Source organism: Streptomyces sp. PU-14G, assembly GCF_041028275.1.
In the GTDB taxonomy this organism is placed as follows: Bacteria; Actinomycetota; Actinomycetes; order Streptomycetales; family Streptomycetaceae; genus Streptomyces.
Genome location: NZ_JASKYT010000039.1, coordinates 1 through 16,587 on the forward strand (window position 1 = coordinate 1; position 16,587 = coordinate 16,587).

Consider the following 16,587-nt stretch of genomic DNA (forward strand, 5'->3'; position numbering starts at 1 on the left):
CCCACGCCCCCGTCCTCTACGGCGCCCCGGACGCCGACCCCGCTCTCGCGGCACTCGCCCGCGCCGCACTCGACGCCGACGGCGTCCCCGACGGGCCGCTCGCGGTGACCTCGGGTTCCCTGGACGCCATCGAGCGGGTGCTGGGCGCGCATCTGCGCCCCGGCGACCCCGTCGCCGTCGAGGACCCCGGCTGGGGCAGCCTCCTGGACCTCATCCCCGCTCTCGGGCTGCGCCCACTGCCCGTCGCGCTGGACGACGAGGGTCCGCTCCCCGCCGAGCTGGAACGCGCCCTGGAACAGGGGGCGCGCGCGGTCGTCGTCACCGACCGCGCCCAGAACCCGACGGGCGCCGCCGTGACCGCCGCCCGCGCCCGCGAGCTGCGCGCCGTGCTGGCCGCACGGGACGGGACGCTGCTGATCGAGGACGACCACGGGCACGGCATCGTCGACCTGCCGCTGCATCCGCTGGCCGGTGCCACCCGGCACTGGGCCCTGGTCCGCTCCGTCGCCAAGGCCTACGGCCCCGACCTGCGGCTGGCCGTTCTGACGGGGGACCGGCTCACCGTCGACCGGGTGCGCGGCAGGCAGCGGCTCGGCCCTGGCTGGGTCAGCCACCTCCTCCAGGGCGCCGTCGCTCACCTGTGGCGGTCCGCGGCCGTCGACGCCGCCCGGGTGGCCGGCTCCTACGGTGCGCGGCGTACGGCCCTGCTCGACGCGCTCGCGGCGCGGGGCGTGGCGGCGCGGGGGCGCAGCGGCATGAACGTCTGGGTGCCCGTGCGGGACGAAACGGGCACCGTGGCGCGGCTGCTCCAGGCGGGCTGGGCGGCAGCGCCCGGCGCGCGCTTCCGGCTGGCGTCCCCGCCGGGCGTGCGGCTGACCGTCTCCCCGCTGACCATGGCGGGCATCGACCGCCTCGCCGGCGACATGGCCGCCGCCCTCCACACCGAGAGGGCCGGCCGCTACGACTGAGCGGGCGCGAGCTTGCGGAAGTCCCAGGAGGCGACCTTCTCGGGGGTGAGCCTCAGCCAGGCGTGCCGTCCGTCGTGGGGCATCTCGGCCAGGCCGAAGTACTTGGCGGGGAACAGGCGTTCCACCTCGGTCAGTCGGGGGCAGGGCTCGCCGGTGCGGGGAGCCTCACCGACGAACTCCACCCGCCCCGTCAGCTCGGCGCCGCGCAGCTGCCCGTACTCCTCGCCGTCGTCCACCACCACGGCGATCCGCGGGTCCCGCAGCAACTGCGCCCAGCGGCGGCTGCGGGTGAGCGAGTAGAGCCACAGCGAGGTGCCGTCCCACACGAACCACAGCGCGCCCACGTGCGGAGCGCCGTCCGTACTCACCGTCGCGGCCCGGCAGGTGCGCCGGTCCCGCAGGAAGACGTCGAGCTCCCCGGGCGTCATCATGATCCGGCGCCCCCGCCGCTGCTCCGTGACGGCCATGCGATTCCGCCTTCCCCGCGCCCGGCTCGCGCCTCCGAGCGAAACTGACTACCTGTCAGGAAAAGCATGCGGGCTCTTCCCGTCCGGCGCAATGCTTCCTACCCTGCGGGCACCTCGACGAGGAAAGGGGAGCTCCCGCATGCCCCCGCACGAACGGCTCGCCGCCCAGCTCGCCCCCGCCACCACCGCCCTGCTGACCGTCGAGTGCCAGCGCGGCGTCGTCGGTGAACACAGCGCGCTCCCCGAACTCGCCCGAGTCGCATGTGACTCGGGGGCGCTGGAACGCGTCGCCCAGCTCGCCCGCGCCGCACACGGCGCCGGAGTCCAGGTGCTGCACGCGATCGCCGAGCGGCGCCCGGACGGCCGAGGGTCGAGCCGGAACGCACGGCTCTTCCGCGCCGCCGAGCGACTGCCCGTGCGGCAGGAGCCCGGCTCGCCCGCCGTGCGGGTCGCCGAGCCCGTCCCCGTCACCGAGCGCGACCTGGTGGTACGGCGGCTGCACGGGCTCTCGCCCCTCGCGGGCACGGAGGTCGACGCCCTGCTGCGGAACCTGGGGATCCGCACGCTCGTCGTCACCGGCGTCTCGGCGAACGTGGCCGTGCCCAACGCGGTCTTCGACGCCGTCAACCTCGGTTACACCGCCGTCGTCCCCGCTGACGCCATCGCGGGCGTACCCGCCGACTACACGCCCGCGATGGTCCGGCACACCCTGGCCCTCGTCGCGACGGTCACCACAGCGGACGCCGTCAGCGCCTGCTGGGACCCCGCGTCCACCGACGTCCCCGACCCGCCCGGCTGATCTCCGCAGCGCCCCGGGCCGGACAGGAGAGCGGCAGGGCGGGGCGGTACCCTGAGCTGAGCGACGGTCTTCGACCGCCGCGACGGCGGTGGGGCCCGCCGTAACCGAACCGCGGCGAGGACGCCGCCAACGGTCCCTACTTGTGAACGCGCACGCCTGCCTGGACCGGCGTGCCCGGCGAGTAGGAGACGACACATGGCCAGAGGCGGCCGAGGCCAGGACCCCGTGCGGAACGAACCCGTTGACCCCGACGTCGACCTCCACGTCCCCGCCCAGCGCAACGAGCTGAGACGGCGACAGGCCCCTGTCGTGGCCGCCGTCTCCCTCGGCGGCGGGCTCGGGGCCGCCGCCCGCTACGGAGCCTCCCTGCTGTGGCCGACCCAGGCCGGGACCTTCCCGTGGACCACGTTGCTGGTCAACGTCACCGGCTGCGCGCTCATCGGTCTGTTCATGGTCGTGCTCACGGAGCTGTGGGCCGCCCATCCGCTCGTGCGGCCGTTCTTCGGCACCGGCGTCCTCGGCGGCTTCACGACGTTCTCCACCTACGCCACCGACATCCAGCGCCTCATCGAGGACGGCAGCCCCCGTACCGCTCTCGCCTACCTCGGCCTCACAGTGGCCGGCGCTGTGGCGTCCGTGTGGGCGGCGGCAGCGCTGACACGACGGGTCCTCGGTGCCCTCGCGGGGAGGCAGCGGTGAGACGCGTCAGTCACCCGCCGGTCGCCCACGGTGACCACGAGCCGCCCCGCGCCACCGGCCGTGCCCCACGCACCGGCCGCGAACGCGCCACCGGCCATGAAGCAGAGGAGAAGAAGTGAACTGGCTGCTCGTGATCGTCGGGGCGATGGCCGGCGCGCCCCTGCGGTATCTCACGGACCGCACAGTGCAGGCCAAGCACGACACCGTCTTCCCCTGGGGTACCTTCACGGTCAACGTCGCCGGCTGTCTGCTCATGGGCCTGATCACCGGCGCCGCCACCGCCGGAGCGGCCTCCTCGCACGCCCGACTCCTCCTGGGGACCGGGCTGTGCGGAGCGCTCACCACCTACTCCACCTTCTCCTACGAGACCCTGCGCCTCGCCGAGAACGGGGCCCGGTTCTTCGCCGCCGCCAACGTCGCGGCCGGCGTCGCGGCCGGTCTCGGAGCCGCCTTCACCGGAGCCGCACTCGCCCACGCCATCTGGACGTGACGTCGCGTGAACGGTGCCGGTAGGGGGGCGGGCCGGGGGCGTGGCACTCTTGGCCGCCTGTTTCGATCCATGCCAAAGTAGGTGCATGTCGAAGACGACCTTGCCGCTGGTGGGGGCGGTGCCGTGCTGCCCGCCGCTGACCGAGCGGCCGATCATCGCCGAGGAGGCCGAAGCCGCCGCGCGCATGTTCAAGGCGCTCGGTGACCCGGTGCGGCTGCGCCTGTTCTCGCTGGTGGCCTCGCACCAGGGCGGCGAGGCGTGCGTGTGCGACATCTCCGACGTCGGCGTCTCCCAGCCGACCGTCTCGCACCACTTGAAGAAGCTGAAAGAGGCCGGGCTGCTGGTGTCCGAGCGGCGCGGCACCTGGGTGTACTACCGCGTCGCACGTTCCGTGCTCGCCTCGATGAGCCGGCTTCTGACGGCCGCCCCGACCGCCCGGAACGCCGCATGACGGTGCGCGATCCCCTTCCCTCTACGGTGCGCATCGTCCCGCTGGCCGCCGAGCACGCCGACGAGGTGCTGGCCATCTACCAGGCGGGCATCGACGAGGACGACGCCACCTTCGAGACGGCGGCACCGGCATGGCGGGCGTTCGACGCGGCGAAGCTGCCGGGGCACCGCTTCGTCGCGCTGGACGCGGACACCTCCGTACTCGGCTGGGTCGCCGCCGCCAACGTCTCCGACCGCCGCGCGTACGCCGGCGTGGCCGAGCACTCCGTCTACGTCCATGCGACCGCCCGCGGCCGTGGCATCGCCGCCGCGCTGCTCGACGCGCTGATCGACTCCACGGAGGCGGCCGGGACCTGGACCCTCCAGGCCGGTATCTTCCCGGAGAACACCAGCAGCCTCGCGCTCCACCAGCGGGCCGGCTTCCGGGTCATCGGCACCCGAGAGCGCATCGGCCGCCACCACGGCCGCTGGCGCGACGTCGTCCTCGTCGAACGCCGCAGTCCGGTCATCGCCTGACCGGCACCGGCCGCTGTGTGCGGCGCCGCCGGGAGGGCCGTATCCATCCGACCGCCCCTACGCGCGGACTGCCGCCCTTACGCGCGGACTGCCGCCCTTACGCAAGCCGCCGCCGTAGGCGCCTTGGCGCGCGGCTCCGCGAAAGCTCCGGTCGCCCCCGCTCCGGTTCGTCGAGCGCGAGCCCGAAGGCCACCGGAACCGGCGCGCTCGCGCACTCTCCGTCACCCTCGCCCCACCATCGCCACCCGCCGTGTATCCCCGGAAGGAACCCTCTCGCTGTGCTCGTTGCCCGTTCAATCGCCCTGTTCGTGGTGGCCGCCCTGTTCGAGATCGGGGGCGCCTGGCTCGTCTGGCAGGGCGTCCGCGAGCACAAGGGCTGGGTGTGGATCGGTGCCGGCGTCGTCGCGCTCGGCCTCTACGGTTTCGTGGCGACCCTCCAGCCCGACGCCCACTTCGGGCGCATCCTCGCCGCCTACGGCGGGATCTTCGTCGCCGGGTCGATCGCCTGGGGCATGGTCGCCGACGGATACCGCCCCGACCGCTTCGATGTCCTCGGCGCCCTGGTCTGCCTCGCCGGCATGGCCCTCATCATGTACGCGCCGCGCGGCCGTTGACCGTCCCCACCGGCGAACGGCAGGGACGGCGGCGAATGGCGGGTACGCCGACAAACGGCGGGTACGCCGTCAAACGGCGGGGACGCCGACAAACGGCGGCGAACACTGACGAAGCCGACGTCGGCTGCCGGAAAATATTGCCGAGTCGGCAAAATTGCCGAGTAGGCAAGTTTCGGCTAGGTTGGTGTCATGTCCGATGAGCCGACGCTGGGCCTGCGGGAGCGCAAGAAGAGCGACACGCGGAAGGCGTTGAGCGACGCCGCCGTGGAGCTGATGTACGAACGCGGACTGCGGAATCTCGTGCGGGAGGAGATCGCGGCCCGTGCCGGCGTGTCACCGCGCACGTTCGGCAACTACTTCGCCAGCAAGTACGAGGCCCTGGCCTACCGGCTGGGCGACCGGATCCGCCGCAGTGCCGAGCTGCTGCGGGCCCGCCCTGCGGACGAGCCGCTGTGGACGGCGATCGCCGAGGCCATGGTCGAGCCCCTGCGGGCGGACGGAGCCCCGTTCGGGCGGCCGACGCGTGCGCAGCTCGTGGAGTTGCGCAAGCTGAGCCTGGTGCCGGAGATGCAGGAGGCGAGGGCGCGGGCGTCCGTCGACGACCTCGTCGACGCGATCGCCGCGCGCACGGGCACCGATGCCCGCAGCGACCTGTATCCGCGGCTCGTCGCGCGCGTCACCGTCACCGCGGTGAACACCGTGATGGACCGCTACGTGCACGCCAACGAGCCGGTGGAGGTCCCCGACCTGCTGCGCGAGGTGATCACCAGCATCTCGGAAGGACTGCCGCCGCCGGAGCGGTGACCGCGGCGACGACCGGAGACCGGCGAGCGCCGGGGTTACCGGCGCATCAGGCGGCGGGGGCGTTCCGAGCCCGTCGGGAAGGAGCGAGACGCGTGTCAGACACGACCGCGGGCGGCCAGGCCGCGCCGCCGGTGTCCGCGGCGGGCCACAAGCGCCGCCTCAGGCTGGGCATCGGCGGCCTGCTGCTCGGCATGTTCCTCGGCATGATGGACAACTTCATCGTCAGTACCGCGCTGCCCAAGATCGTGGAAGATCTGGGCGGGTTGACCTCGCTGGCCTGGGTGATCACGGCGTACTCGCTGGCCATCGCGGCGTCCACGCAGATCTGGGGCAAGCTGAGCGACCTGTACGACCGCAAGGTGATCTATCTGCTGTCCGTGGTGCTCTTCCTGGCCGGGTCGATGCTGTGCGGCCTGGCGCAGGATATGGCCCAACTGATCGTGTTCCGCGCGGTGCAGGGGTGCGGAGCCGGCGGACTGGTGGTCGGTGCCCTGTCGATCACCAGCGTGATGCTGACCCCGCAGGAGTCTGCGAAGGTCGGGTCGTGGACCGGGGTGCTCATGGGCGTCTCGCTCGTCGGCGGTCCGTTGGCCGGTGGTCTCGTCACCGACGCGTGGAGCTGGCACTGGATCTTCTACGTCAACGTGCCCTTCGGCATCCTCTGCGTCCTCGCGACGCTCGCCGGGGTCCGCCTCCCCGCCGCACCGAAGAAGAGGGTACGGATCGACTACCTCGGCATGCTTCTGCTGACCGCGGGGGTCGTGTGCCTCACGCTCGTGACGACCTGGGCGGGCAGCAGCTACTCGTGGGGCTCCACGCGGATCATCGCCCTCAGCGCCGCCGGAGTGGTCGCGCTGGCCGCACTGGTGTGGGTGCAACGGCGCGTGGCCGAACCCATCCTGCCGCCGCGGCTGTTCCGGCACCACAACTTCACCCTCGCCCAGATCCTGGGCTTCGTCTTCGGCGCGGCCATGGTCGTGCCGGTCACCTTCCTGCCGTTGTACGTCCAGAACGCCCGGGGGATCGGCTCCAGCAGCAGTGGCCTCCTGCTGCTTCCGATGATGGCCGGGATGGTGCTGGTGATGAGGAGGGGGTCGGCGTGGATCCGCCGTACCGGGCGGTTCCGGATCCTCCCGATCATCGGCGGTGCCGCCCTCACGGTCGGCATGGGGCTGCTGCTCTTCTTCGGCCCGCAGACGGACACGCTGCTCGGCTCCCTGTGCATGGTTCCGCTCGGCGTCGGGCTCGGCTGTCTCATCCAGAACACTGTGCTGATCACCCGCACGGCCGTGGAGCCGCGCGACATGGGCGCCGCCATGGGGGTGGGCTCGCTGACCAGGACACTCGGCACGGGGATGGGGGTGGCGCTCTTCGGCGCGCTGTACGCCGGCCGGTTGAGCGGCTCCCTGACCGAGCAGATCGGTGCGCGGGACGCGTCCTTTCTGGTCTCGTCGGGCAGCGGCGACCAGGCGCAGTCGCTCGGCCAGATGCCGTCCCGGGTGCGGGAGGCGTGGGCGGGCGCGGTGACCGACGGCCTGCACGTGGTGGCGATCGCCGGTGTGGCCGCCGGTCTCGTCGCGCTGGTGTCCGCGGTGCTGGTCCGCGAGGTTCCGCTCGGCCCTCCGCCGACGCCTCCCGGGAATTCCTGACGACTGGCACGGCGGCGCGGCTTCTCGGCTGACGGCCGGTCGAGCGCCGCGCCTTGCCGCGCCGGGGGCTCGGTCGGGCCCGGGAGCTCGGTCGGGCCTGGGCTCGGTCGGTCCCGGGAGCTCGGTCGACGTCGAACGCTCGGCCGAAGGTGCGGTCGTCAGTGCGCGTCGGTGAGTTGCCCGGCGAGGCGGTCGTGCATGGCGGCGCTGGGTTCGTTGAGGCCGATGATGGTGACCTTCTTGCCGTAGGCGGCGTACTTGGTCTGCACGCCGTCCAGCGCGGCGACCGTCGAGGCGTCCCAGATGTGGGCGTCGGAGAGGTCGATGACGACGTCGTCCGGATCGTCCTTGTAGTCGAACTGGTAGACGAGATCGTTGGAGGAGGCGAAGAACAGCTCGCCGGTCACGGAGTAGACGGCCTGTTTGCCGTCCGGGTCGACGACGCCGGAGACGTTGACGAGGTGCGCGACGCGGCGGGCGAAGGCGACCATCGCGGTGACGGAGCCGACGACGACGCCGATGGCGAGGTTGTGGGTGGCGACCACGACGATGACGGTCACGATCATCACCACGGTCTCGGCGAGGGGCATCCGCTTGAGCGTCTTGAGCTGGATGGAGTGCCAGTCGAAGGTGCCGACGGAGACGAGGACCATCACCGCGACCAGGGCCGCCATGGGGATGTCGGAGACGATCGGGCCCAGCCCGATGCACAGGACCAGCAGGAAGGCTCCGGCGAGGAAGGTGGAGAGCCGGGTGCGGGAGCCGGCCGTCTTCACGTTGATCATGGTCTGGCCGATCATGGCGCAGCCGCCCATGCCGCCGAAGAAGCCGGTGACGATGTTGGCGACGCCCTGGCCGATGGACTCGCGGGTCTTGTTGGAGTGGGTGTCGGTGATGTCGTCGACCAGCTTGGCCGTCATCAGCGACTCCATCAGCCCCACCAGCGCGAAGGCGAGCGCGTAGGGAGCGATGACGGTCAGCGTGTGCAGGGTGAACGGGACGTCCGGGATGCCCAGGGTCGGCAGCGAGGAGGGCAGCTTGCCCTTGTCGCCGACGGTGGGAACCGCGATGCCGGCGGCGACGGTGACGACGGTGAGGATGACGATGGAGACCAGCGGCGCCGGAATCACCTTCGTGATCTTCGGGAACAGCACCATCAGGGCCAGCCCGGCGACGATGAGCGGGTAGACCGCCCACGGCACGTCGGTCATCTCGGGCACCTGGGCCATGAAGATCATGATGGCGAGAGCGTTGACGAACCCGACCATCACGCTGCGCGGCACGAAGCGCATCAGCTTGGCGACGCCGAGGGAACCGAGAATCACCTGGAAGACGCCGCCGAGAACGACCGTGGCGACGAGGTAACCCAGCCCGTACTCGTGGTTGAGGGGCGCGACCACCAGGGCGACCGCACCGGTGGCGGCCGAGATCATCGCCTTGCGCCCGCCGACGAAGCTGATGACCACCGCCATGATGCAGGCCGCGTACAGGCCCACCTTGGGGTCGACACCGGCGATGATCGAGAAGGAGATCGCCTCGGGTATCAGGGCGAGGGCGACGACGAGACCGCCCAGCACCTCGGTACGCAACACATTCGGGGAGGTGAGGAAGTCGGGCCGGGAAGGCCGGGGAAAGCGCGGCAAAGGCGCGCGGGGGCCGGTGGCCGCAGGCGTTTCAGCGGACATGCATCCGTTTCCGTTCAGGCGTACGGGCAGGCCGTACGCGTCGTACGTGCTTGACGACTCCGTGGTGGGAGAAGCTCTCCGGCGCGACCCGGCGCCTCCGCGGGCTCCTCGCCGGAACCCGGTGCCGTCAGAGGCAGGTCGGGAGTCGGCGGCCGTGGCGGGCCGCCGGTCGGGCATCATTGCCCGGAAGGTCTGTGGGGCCCCTCCCACTCCGCGACCTTCGCGAAGGGCTTCAGGGCTGCGGCGGTTCTCGTGTTTCCGCCCGTGAACAAACTCTACCCTAACGTGAGGGATGATTTCGCGGGGGCAGCTGTGAAGCATGCGACAGCCGGTGCCGTCACCCTGTGTGGCGTCACCCTGCTGAGCGCGGTGTCTAGCATGTGGGAAACCGGGGTGTCCCCCTCCCAGAAAGCCAGAAGGAGAGCGTGCGGTGATGACGACCGACCGGCAGATGCAGATCGGTGAGGTGGCCGAGCGAACCGGCCTCTCGCTGCGCACCATCCGGCACTACGAGGAGGTCGGCCTCGTCATCCCCTCCGCCCGCAGCAAGGGTGGCTTCCGCCTCTACACGGAGACGGACGTGGAGCGTCTGATGGTCATCCGCCGCATGAAGCCACTGGGGTTCTCGCTGGAGGAGATGCGGGACCTGCTGGAGATCACCGACCGCCTCGGAGCCGGTGAGGAGGACGAAGCCGAGCTGGCGCGTGTGCGCGAGCGGCTGGACTCCTACCGCAAGGTGGCCGACGCGCGCTGTGAAACGCTGCGCGCCCAGTTGACGGCGGCTGAGGACTTCGCCGCTACCCTGCGGCGCAGGCTGGGCGGAGCGGTGAACTGACGAGGGTAGGCGCGGACCGCCGCGCGGCGCCCGCCCCTCGGACCCCCGAGCGGGGCCGGATCGGACGCCGCCTGTGAAGTGCCCGGCGCGCGCCTCGCGACGGGTTGCGCGTTCGTGTGGGGCGAGAGACACCGCAAGGTGTCGCACCGGGACAGGAAGGGAGCAGCGTTGAGCCTGCGCTTCGAGGAGATCGACTGGAAGCCCACACCGATGGGGGAGATCAGCCTGCGGCGCAGACGCGCCCCGTCGTCGGACACAGACGTCTACGAGGTCAAGCTGGGCGATGAGTTCCTGATGTCCAGCCTGTTCACCGCGGGCGAGATCGCGCTCGCGCGGCTCGGCCTGGAGCGCGCGGTGCCTGGCCCCCTCGATGTCGCGGTGGGCGGACTCGGTCTCGGCTACACCGCGCAGGCCGTGCTGAACGACGAGCGCACGCGCTCACTGCTCGTCATCGAGGCGCTGGGGGAGGTGATCGACTGGCACGAACGAGGACTGGTCCCGCTCGGCGACGAACTGACCGCGCATTCACGCTGCCGCTTCACCCATGGCGACTTCTTCGCTCTCGCCGACCACCCCGACGGGTTCGACCCGGAGTCCCCGGGCCGCCTCTTCCACGCCATCCTGCTGGACATCGACCACTCGCCGCGCCACGTGCTGCACCCGCGCCATGCCGCGTTCTACGAGCCGAACGGCCTGCACCGCCTGGCAGGCCACCTCCACGACGACGGCGTTTTCGCGCTGTGGTCCAACGACCCGCCCGACGAGCAGTTCCGCACGGCGCTTGCCGGGGTCTTCCCGCGCGCGGAAGCCCACACCGTGGCGTTCGACAACCCCCTGCAAGGTGGCGCGTCCACCAACACCGTCTACGTCGCGTCGAAGTGCGCATAGGCCGGCCCTCCGCAGCCACGTCCGACTCCGGGGAGGCGGCGGTGCGCGGCGATCGTTCCCTCTCGTCAGCGCGGTGACATCAGCGGCGGGTGACATCAATGCCCGCTGGTGTCAGCGAGTGCTGATGTGAGAGTGTCAGCGCATGCTGACTTCACTCGACACCGACCTGATGCGGGTGCTTGCCGACCCGCTCAGGTTGCAGATCGTCACCCTGCTCGCCCGGGAGACTCTGTGCACCACGCACCTGGTCGAGGAGACGGGCGCGCGGCAGACGAATCTGTCCAACCACATGAGGGTGCTGCGCGAGGCCGGGGTGGTGGAGACCGAGCCGTGTGGCCGCTTCGTCTACTACAAGCTGCGCCCACAGGTCCTGGAGGCGTTCGCCGGCGCCTTCGCCGAACTGGCCGAGACCGCACGCACCACGATCGCCGCCGACCGGAAGAGGCCCTGCCCGTGACCAGGACGGAAACCACGCCCTCCACCACGGCCGCTGCAGCGGCGGAGGGCGGAATCGTCGGGAAGCTCTCGACGCTGGACCGCTTCCTGGCGGTGTGGATCCTCATCGCCATGGGGGTCGGTCTGGGGCTGGGACGGCTCATCCCCGGGCTCGACGACGCACTGAGCAGCATCGAGATCGGCGGGATCTCGCTGCCGATCGCGATCGGGTTGCTGGTGATGATGTATCCGGTGCTGGCCAAGGTCCGCTACGACAAGCTGGACGCGGTCACCGGCGACCGGCGTCTGATGATCTCCTCGCTGGTCGTCAACTGGCTCGTCGGCCCCGCGGTGATGTTCGCCCTCGCCTGGATCTTCCTGCCGGACCTTCCCGAGTACCGCACCGGGCTGATCATCGTCGGGCTGGCGCGCTGTATCGCCATGGTCATCATCTGGAACGACCTGGCCTGCGGCGACCGGGAGGCAGCCGCTGTCCTGGTCGCCCTCAACAGCGTCTTCCAGGTGATCGCGTTCGGACTGCTGGGCTGGTTCTACCTCGACCTGCTGCCCCAGTGGCTCGGTCTCGGCGAGGGGCAGGGGCAGGGGCTGGATGCGCCGGTGTGGCACATCGCCCTCAACGTCGTCGTCTTCCTCGGCGTCCCGCTGCTGGCCGGGTTCCTCACCCGCCGCCGGGGCGAGAAGAAGATGGGCCGGGCCGCTTACGAGAACCGGCTGCTGCCGAGGATCGGGCCGTGGGCGCTGTACGGGCTGCTGTTCACGATCGTGGTGCTGTTCGCCCTCCAGGGGAAGACGATCACCTCCCAGCCGCTCGACGTCGTCCGGATCGCGCTGCCCCTGCTCGTGTACTTCGCGGTGATGTTCTTCGGCACCTTCGCCCTCGGCAAGGGCCTGGGCCTGGCCTATGACCGCACCGCCACGCTGGCCTTCACGGCTGCGGGCAACAACTTCGAGCTGGCCATCGCGGTAGCCATCGCCACCTTCGGCGTCACCTCCGGACAGGCCCTCTCCGGCGTGGTCGGCCCGCTGATCGAGGTGCCGGTGCTGATCGGTCTGGTCTACGTCGCTCTCGCCTGGCGCAAGCGCTTCGCCGCGGCGAAGCCGACCGGCCTGCCGGGGCGGGCCGAGTGAGGGGGCGGCGCCCCGACTGAGACCACCCCGAAGTGGCGGCTGCGGGCCCGTGCGCGTGCCGGATCCGCGGGGCAGCGGTGTGCCCGGAGCACGCGGGGCAGCGGTGTGCGCGGAGCATGCGGTGCTGTCAGGCACCGGGGGTGCCTGACAGCACGCGGGGGAGTCGCTGCGCGCGAGCGTCGCCATGCGTGTGTCCGCGGCAGAGGAGCTCTCGGCGGCAGCCCGACGGTCCCGTATCGTGAGCCGATATCGCGTTCCGTTGGTCCGTGCCCGCAGGGGAGTGAGTCATGAGCAGGCCGCCGAGCGCCGCCGGAAGCCCGGATGAGCTGCGTCGACGGCTGGGGGTGTCGGACGCCGTCGTGATCGGCCTGGGGTCGATGCTCGGCGCGGGGATCTTCGCCGCCCTCGCTCCGGCCGCCCGGGCGGCCGGTTCCGGGTTGCTGATCGGTCTGGCCGTGGCCGCCGTGGTCGCCTACTGCAACGCCACCTCGTCCGCGCGGCTCGCCGCCCGCTATCCCGCCTCGGGTGGCACCTACGTCTACGGCCGTGAACGCCTGGGCGACTTCTGGGGCTACCTGGCGGGGTGGGGGTTCGTGGTCGGCAAGACCGCCTCCTGCGCGGCGATGGCCCTTACGGTCGGCTCATACGTGTGGCCCGGCCAGGCCCATGCGGTCGCCGTCGCCGCGGTGGTGGCGCTGACCGCGGTCAACTACGCCGGAGTGCACAAGTCGGCCTGGCTCACGCGGGCCATCGTGGCCGTCGTCCTGGCGGTGCTGGCCGCCACGGTGACCGCTGCCCTCACCTCCTCCGCCGCGGACGCGGGCCGCCTGAAGCCCGGGGGCGACGCCACCTTCGGCGGCGTGCTCCAGGCTGCGGGCCTGCTCTTCTTCGCCTTCGCCGGATACGCGCGCATCGCCACCCTGGGCGAGGAGGTCCGCGACCCGCAGCGCACGATCCCCCGGGCCGTACCCCTCGCCCTCGGCATCGCCCTCGTCGTCTACGCCGCCGTCGCCGTCTCCGCACTCACGGTCCTCGGCCCCGGCGGTCTGGCCGAGGCCACTGCGCCGCTGTCGGACGCCGTGCGCGCCGCGGGCACCGGCCGGCTCGCGCCTGTCGTGCGGGTGGGCGCTGCCGTGGCGGCGCTCGGCTCGCTGCTGGCCTTGGTCCTCGGCGTCTCCCGCACCACCCTGGCCATGGCTCGCGACCGCCACCTGCCGCACGCGCTGGCCGCCGTGCACCCGAAGTCCGAGGTGCCGCACCGTGCAGAGCTCGTCGTCGGCGCGGTGGTGGCCGTCCTCGCCGCGGCCGTGGACGTGCGCGGGGCGATCGGCTTCTCCTCCTTCGGAGTTCTGGTCTACTACGCCGTCGCCAACGCCTCCGCCCTCACCCTTACGCCTCAGGAGGGCCGTCCGCCGCGGGGCGTTCCTGTCCTCGGGCTGGCGGGCTGCCTCGTCCTGGCCTTCGCGCTCCCCGCGTCCGCGGTCACGACGGGAGCCGCGGTCCTGGCTCTCGGGGCCCTCGCCTACGCGGTACGCCGGGTGGTGGCCACGCGTGGCTGATCAAGGCGTTGAGCGGTCGTCCTGCGGACGTCCGGCCTGCGGGGCCTCGTCGCCGAGGACTTCGCGGGCCAGCTCTCTGAGCGCTTCGCGATCCTCGGCGAGGGCTTTCCTGCCGGGCTCGGTCGCCTTGTAGACGCGGCGGGTGCGGCCGTCGACCACGCGCTGCTCGGAGACCAGGAGACCCTCCGCCTCCAGCCGGTGCAGGGCGGGATACAGGGTGCCGGGGCTGATCTGGTAGCCATGGCGGGCCAGTTCCTCGGTCATCCACGCACCGTGGACCTCTTCCTCGGCCGCGTGATGCAGAATGTGCAGCCGCACCGCGCCGCGCTGGAACTCCCGCACCGCACCTACCTCCCGCGATGTCGAACCCGATATCGGCATCCGATCCTACGACGGGCCTTGGGAGAGGCGGTTCCCGCGCCGACGCGGCAGAGGCTGCGCGGCGGTCACGCTGCCTCCGGTCGCCTCGCCGCCGACCGGGCCGCTGAGGGTGAGCCAGTGAGCCTTCTCCAACCTCGGATCGTGCATGTCAGGTGCAGGGTGAGGGCGGCCTGGACGAGGCCGGTGACACGGCTGGTAGTGCATCGCAGTTCGCGCATGAGGGGCGATGGCCTGTTCGACGAGTGCACGGATCTTCGCGTGTGAGCAGTTGGCGGCCCGCTGACCCGGGGAGAGAGTCTCCCCGCGCCCCCAGTAGGGAATTGGGGTGTGGGCGTGAGGGGGCGTGCGGAAGAGTTCGGCGCCGATCACGAGCGCGGGACGGTGGTCGAAGCGACACCGATCCATGCGTGCCCGCGTCGTGCCCGGCTCCCTGCGAGCCGGGCGCGGGCTGGACGCGGCCGAGCTCGCGGCTCGACTCGGACTCCCCTCCGGTGTGCTCAGCTGTGCTCAGCGAGGGCAGTACCGCCCGGGGACTCTGAGCCCAGGAGCGTGAGCAGCCCGGGGAATCTCTTCTCGATGTCCGCGCGTCGTAGTCGGATGCCCTTGCGGTTGCCGTAGTCGATCTCGTCAATGAGACCTGCCTCGCGCAGGACTCGGAAGTGGTGGGTCTGGGTCTGCTTCGAGATCGGAAGATCGAACGAGTTGCAGCCCCGCTCGCTGTCGCTGCGGTCGGCGGCCAACTCCGTCATCACCGAACGACGGTGCTCGTCGGCGAGGGCGCGAAACACCGCACCCAGATCGAGCGCATCGGCCTCCGGGCCGACCAGGTTCCTCCCGGCCACGCCGCACCTCCTTCAGGTATGACTTGCATCGTACCTGAAGGGCATGCTGTGCTGAGGTACGAAATCCTTCGTACCTTGCCGGGGGTGCGCTGCCCCGTGCCGCCGCTCCCTCAGGCCCGGCCCCGGCACTCGCCGGGGACCTGGTCATCGACACTCCGAGAGGTCATCGTCATGAAGAAGCCCAAGGTGCTGATAGTCGGTGCCGGAATCGCAGGGCCCGCACTCGCCTACTGGCTCTCCCGGAATGGATACCGGCCGACGGTCGTCGAACACGCCCGGCAGCTGCGCTCCGGTGGCAGCGCGATCGTCGTGAAGGGGCCCGCGATCCCGGTCGCCGAGCGCATGGGCATCCTCCCGCAGCTCCGCGAGCTCGCCACCCGCAATCGGTCGCTGACCCTGCTCGACCCCGCCGGCAGGCGAATCCTGCGGTCCCCACTCACCTCGGACAAGGCGCCGACGGTCGAGGTGACCCGAGCCGACCTGTCCGAGGTACTGCACCGGTCGGCGCAGACCGAGGCCGAGTTCTTGTTCGACGACACGGTCACCGCTCTCGACCAGGACGAAGGCGGGGTGGACGTCACCTTCCGGCGGTCCGCGCCACGGCGCTTCGACTTGGTCGTCGGTGCCGACGGGATGCACTCCACCGTACGGCGCCTGGTATTCGGCCCCGAGCGGCAGTTCGCGAGTGACCTGGGCCTGTACGGCGCGACCGTCCCGCTGGAACCCGACGCCATCGAGGACCCGACCGAGATGACGATGCTGACCGTGCCGAACCGGATGCTGGTCCTCCACCCCTCGCGGATCACCCCGCTCGCGATCTTCACCTTCCGGGCCGCACAGTCGGCGCCCCGCGACCGCAAGAACATCGCCCTTCACAAGCAGACCGTGGCCGACGCCTACGCCGACGTGCGGTGGCGGGCACCGGAACTCGTGGCAGCCTTCCTCGACCACCCGGCTCCGTTCTTCGACCCCCTGACCACCGTCCGGGTGCCCTCGTGGTCCCGCGGACGGGTCGTACTGCTCGGGGACGCGGCGGCGGCGACAGCCCTGCTGGGCGACGGGTCCAGCATGGCAATGGCGGGCGCGTACGCCCTCGCGGAAGAGCTCGCCGCCCAACCCGGTGACCACGCCCGCGCCTTCGCCGCCTACGAGTCCCGTCTCCGCCGTGAGGTAGGTCCGCGACAGCGACGCGTCGGTCTGCTCTCCAGGCTCATGGTGCCCCGCACCGGGCCGGGCCTCGCGGTGCGCAACGCGGTGGGCCGCGCGGTCGGTCGCACGAACCGGATCGCCTCTCGCGAAGCCGCGAACCGGTAGACCGAGCCCGCACCGACCGGTCACCGGCCGGTGCGCAGCTCCC

General features: G+C 71.5%; 20 protein-coding genes and 1 pseudogene. 16 read left to right on the forward strand and 5 right to left on the reverse strand.

Features of this window, described 5'->3' with window-relative positions:
- Positions 1 to 968, forward strand: a 968-nt coding sequence (locus AB8Z75_RS07350) for an aminotransferase class I/II-fold pyridoxal phosphate-dependent enzyme (RefSeq protein WP_369200576.1), incomplete at its 5' end; no start/stop codon positions are given.
- Here AB8Z75_RS07350 and AB8Z75_RS07355 read toward each other — a convergent pair.
- The gene (locus tag AB8Z75_RS07355) at positions 959 to 1,435 is read right to left on the reverse strand and encodes a pyridoxamine 5'-phosphate oxidase family protein (RefSeq protein ID WP_369200577.1); all 477 of its coding nucleotides are present in this window, start codon (positions 1,433 to 1,435) and stop codon (positions 959 to 961) included. The two genes, AB8Z75_RS07350 and AB8Z75_RS07355, sit on opposite strands and share 10 nt — an antisense overlap.
- Before the next feature lie 139 nt (positions 1,436 to 1,574).
- Between AB8Z75_RS07355 and AB8Z75_RS07360 the strand changes: the two genes are divergently transcribed.
- From AB8Z75_RS07360 to AB8Z75_RS07400, 9 genes are all read left to right on the forward strand, one after another.
- A complete protein-coding gene (locus AB8Z75_RS07360) occupies positions 1,575 to 2,234 on the forward strand; it encodes a cysteine hydrolase (RefSeq protein WP_369200578.1) in 660 nt (219 codons plus the stop codon).
- Positions 2,235 to 2,429: 195 nt separating this feature from the next.
- Positions 2,430 to 2,933 carry a fluoride efflux transporter CrcB gene (gene crcB / locus AB8Z75_RS07365; RefSeq protein WP_369200579.1) on the forward strand — a complete coding sequence of 168 codons (504 nt, stop codon included), beginning with the start codon at positions 2,430 to 2,432 and terminating at the stop codon, positions 2,931 to 2,933.
- Positions 2,930 to 3,052 (forward strand): hypothetical protein, encoded by a 123-nt coding sequence (locus tag AB8Z75_RS07370; protein WP_369200580.1) that lies wholly within the window; start codon positions 2,930 to 2,932, stop codon positions 3,050 to 3,052. Before crcB (AB8Z75_RS07365) ends, AB8Z75_RS07370 begins: the two co-directional genes overlap by 4 nt.
- Complete coding sequence (crcB, locus tag AB8Z75_RS07375) at positions 3,049 to 3,423, forward strand: fluoride efflux transporter CrcB (protein ID WP_369200581.1); 375 nt, start codon at positions 3,049 to 3,051, stop codon at positions 3,421 to 3,423. The genes AB8Z75_RS07370 and crcB (AB8Z75_RS07375) overlap by 4 nt, the downstream gene beginning before the upstream one ends.
- Before the next feature lie 85 nt (positions 3,424 to 3,508).
- Positions 3,509 to 3,874, forward strand: coding sequence for an ArsR/SmtB family transcription factor (locus AB8Z75_RS07380; protein ID WP_369200582.1), 366 nt, complete (start codon positions 3,509 to 3,511; stop codon positions 3,872 to 3,874).
- Entirely contained in the window at positions 3,871 to 4,389 is a 519-nt protein-coding gene (locus AB8Z75_RS07385) for an N-acetyltransferase family protein (RefSeq protein ID WP_369200583.1), read from the forward strand. Before AB8Z75_RS07380 ends, AB8Z75_RS07385 begins: the two co-directional genes overlap by 4 nt.
- Positions 4,390 to 4,667: 278 nt before the next feature.
- Complete coding sequence (locus AB8Z75_RS07390) at positions 4,668 to 5,003, forward strand: YnfA family protein (RefSeq protein WP_369200584.1); 336 nt, start codon at positions 4,668 to 4,670, stop codon at positions 5,001 to 5,003.
- Between the two features lie 189 nt (positions 5,004 to 5,192).
- Complete coding sequence (locus AB8Z75_RS07395; RefSeq protein ID WP_369200585.1) at positions 5,193 to 5,807, forward strand: TetR/AcrR family transcriptional regulator; 615 nt, start codon at positions 5,193 to 5,195, stop codon at positions 5,805 to 5,807.
- 92 nt (positions 5,808 to 5,899) lie between these two features.
- Positions 5,900 to 7,456, forward strand: coding sequence for an MFS transporter (locus AB8Z75_RS07400; protein ID WP_369200586.1), 1,557 nt, complete (start codon positions 5,900 to 5,902; stop codon positions 7,454 to 7,456).
- Between the two features lie 158 nt (positions 7,457 to 7,614).
- Here the strand turns inward: AB8Z75_RS07400 and AB8Z75_RS07405 are convergent, their stop codons facing one another.
- Positions 7,615 to 9,141 carry a SulP family inorganic anion transporter gene (locus AB8Z75_RS07405; protein ID WP_369200587.1) on the reverse strand — a complete coding sequence of 509 codons (1,527 nt, stop codon included), beginning with the start codon at positions 9,139 to 9,141 and terminating at the stop codon, positions 7,615 to 7,617.
- 433 nt (positions 9,142 to 9,574) lie between these two features.
- Between AB8Z75_RS07405 and AB8Z75_RS07410 the strand changes: the two genes are divergently transcribed.
- The 5 genes from AB8Z75_RS07410 to AB8Z75_RS07430 all read left to right on the forward strand — a co-directional run bounded on the left by AB8Z75_RS07410 (position 9,575) and on the right by AB8Z75_RS07430 (position 14,007).
- Positions 9,575 to 9,976, forward strand: a complete 402-nt coding sequence (locus AB8Z75_RS07410; protein WP_369200588.1) for a MerR family transcriptional regulator — start codon at positions 9,575 to 9,577, stop codon at positions 9,974 to 9,976.
- A 168-nt stretch (positions 9,977 to 10,144) separates the two neighbouring features.
- The gene (locus AB8Z75_RS07415) at positions 10,145 to 10,864 is read left to right on the forward strand and encodes a spermidine synthase (protein WP_369200589.1); all 720 of its coding nucleotides are present in this window, start codon (positions 10,145 to 10,147) and stop codon (positions 10,862 to 10,864) included.
- A 142-nt stretch (positions 10,865 to 11,006) separates the two neighbouring features.
- Positions 11,007 to 11,321, forward strand: coding sequence for an ArsR/SmtB family transcription factor (locus AB8Z75_RS07420; protein ID WP_369200590.1), 315 nt, complete (start codon positions 11,007 to 11,009; stop codon positions 11,319 to 11,321).
- On the forward strand, positions 11,318 to 12,448 hold the full coding sequence (gene arsB, locus AB8Z75_RS07425; RefSeq protein WP_369200591.1) for an ACR3 family arsenite efflux transporter: 1,131 nt from the start codon (positions 11,318 to 11,320) through the stop codon (positions 12,446 to 12,448). Before AB8Z75_RS07420 ends, arsB begins: the two co-directional genes overlap by 4 nt.
- Before the next feature lie 287 nt (positions 12,449 to 12,735).
- The gene (locus AB8Z75_RS07430) at positions 12,736 to 14,007 is read left to right on the forward strand and encodes an APC family permease (RefSeq protein WP_369200592.1); all 1,272 of its coding nucleotides are present in this window, start codon (positions 12,736 to 12,738) and stop codon (positions 14,005 to 14,007) included.
- Here AB8Z75_RS07430 and AB8Z75_RS07435 read toward each other — a convergent pair whose 3' ends face one another.
- The 3 genes and pseudogenes from AB8Z75_RS07435 to AB8Z75_RS07445 all read right to left on the reverse strand — a co-directional run bounded on the left by AB8Z75_RS07435 (position 14,008) and on the right by AB8Z75_RS07445 (position 15,230).
- A complete protein-coding gene (locus AB8Z75_RS07435) occupies positions 14,008 to 14,349 on the reverse strand; it encodes a PadR family transcriptional regulator (protein WP_369200593.1) in 342 nt (113 codons plus the stop codon).
- A gap of 188 nt (positions 14,350 to 14,537) precedes the next feature.
- Positions 14,538 to 14,709, reverse strand: a pseudogene (locus tag AB8Z75_RS07440) (IS5/IS1182 family transposase); the annotation flags it as partial.
- A gap of 176 nt (positions 14,710 to 14,885) precedes the next feature.
- Positions 14,886 to 15,230, reverse strand: coding sequence for an ArsR/SmtB family transcription factor (locus tag AB8Z75_RS07445; RefSeq protein WP_369200594.1), 345 nt, complete (start codon positions 15,228 to 15,230; stop codon positions 14,886 to 14,888).
- Between the two features lie 171 nt (positions 15,231 to 15,401).
- On the opposite strand from AB8Z75_RS07445, the gene AB8Z75_RS07450 reads away from it, so the two are divergent.
- Positions 15,402 to 16,544 carry an FAD-dependent monooxygenase gene (locus tag AB8Z75_RS07450; RefSeq protein ID WP_369200595.1) on the forward strand — a complete coding sequence of 381 codons (1,143 nt, stop codon included), beginning with the start codon at positions 15,402 to 15,404 and terminating at the stop codon, positions 16,542 to 16,544.
- Positions 16,545 to 16,587: the final 43 nt, after the last annotated feature.

Coding starts and splice junctions, on each gene's coding strand:
- AB8Z75_RS07430 (WP_369200592.1), top strand. CDS start 12,736: ATGAGCAGGCCGCCGAGCGCCGCCGGAAGCCCGGATGAGCTGCGTCGA.
- crcB (WP_369200579.1), top strand. CDS start 2,430: ATGGCCAGAGGCGGCCGAGGCCAGGACCCCGTGCGGAACGAACCCGTT.
- AB8Z75_RS07385 (WP_369200583.1), top strand. CDS start 3,871: ATGACGGTGCGCGATCCCCTTCCCTCTACGGTGCGCATCGTCCCGCTG.
- AB8Z75_RS07360 (WP_369200578.1), top strand. CDS start 1,575: ATGCCCCCGCACGAACGGCTCGCCGCCCAGCTCGCCCCCGCCACCACC.
- AB8Z75_RS07395 (WP_369200585.1), top strand. CDS start 5,193: ATGTCCGATGAGCCGACGCTGGGCCTGCGGGAGCGCAAGAAGAGCGAC.
- AB8Z75_RS07450 (WP_369200595.1), top strand. CDS start 15,402: ATGAAGAAGCCCAAGGTGCTGATAGTCGGTGCCGGAATCGCAGGGCCC.
- AB8Z75_RS07405 (WP_369200587.1), bottom strand. CDS start 9,141: ATGTCCGCTGAAACGCCTGCGGCCACCGGCCCCCGCGCGCCTTTGCCG.
- AB8Z75_RS07420 (WP_369200590.1), top strand. CDS start 11,007: ATGCTGACTTCACTCGACACCGACCTGATGCGGGTGCTTGCCGACCCG.
- AB8Z75_RS07355 (WP_369200577.1), bottom strand. CDS start 1,435: ATGGCCGTCACGGAGCAGCGGCGGGGGCGCCGGATCATGATGACGCCC.
- AB8Z75_RS07380 (WP_369200582.1), top strand. CDS start 3,509: ATGTCGAAGACGACCTTGCCGCTGGTGGGGGCGGTGCCGTGCTGCCCG.
- AB8Z75_RS07410 (WP_369200588.1), top strand. CDS start 9,575: ATGACGACCGACCGGCAGATGCAGATCGGTGAGGTGGCCGAGCGAACC.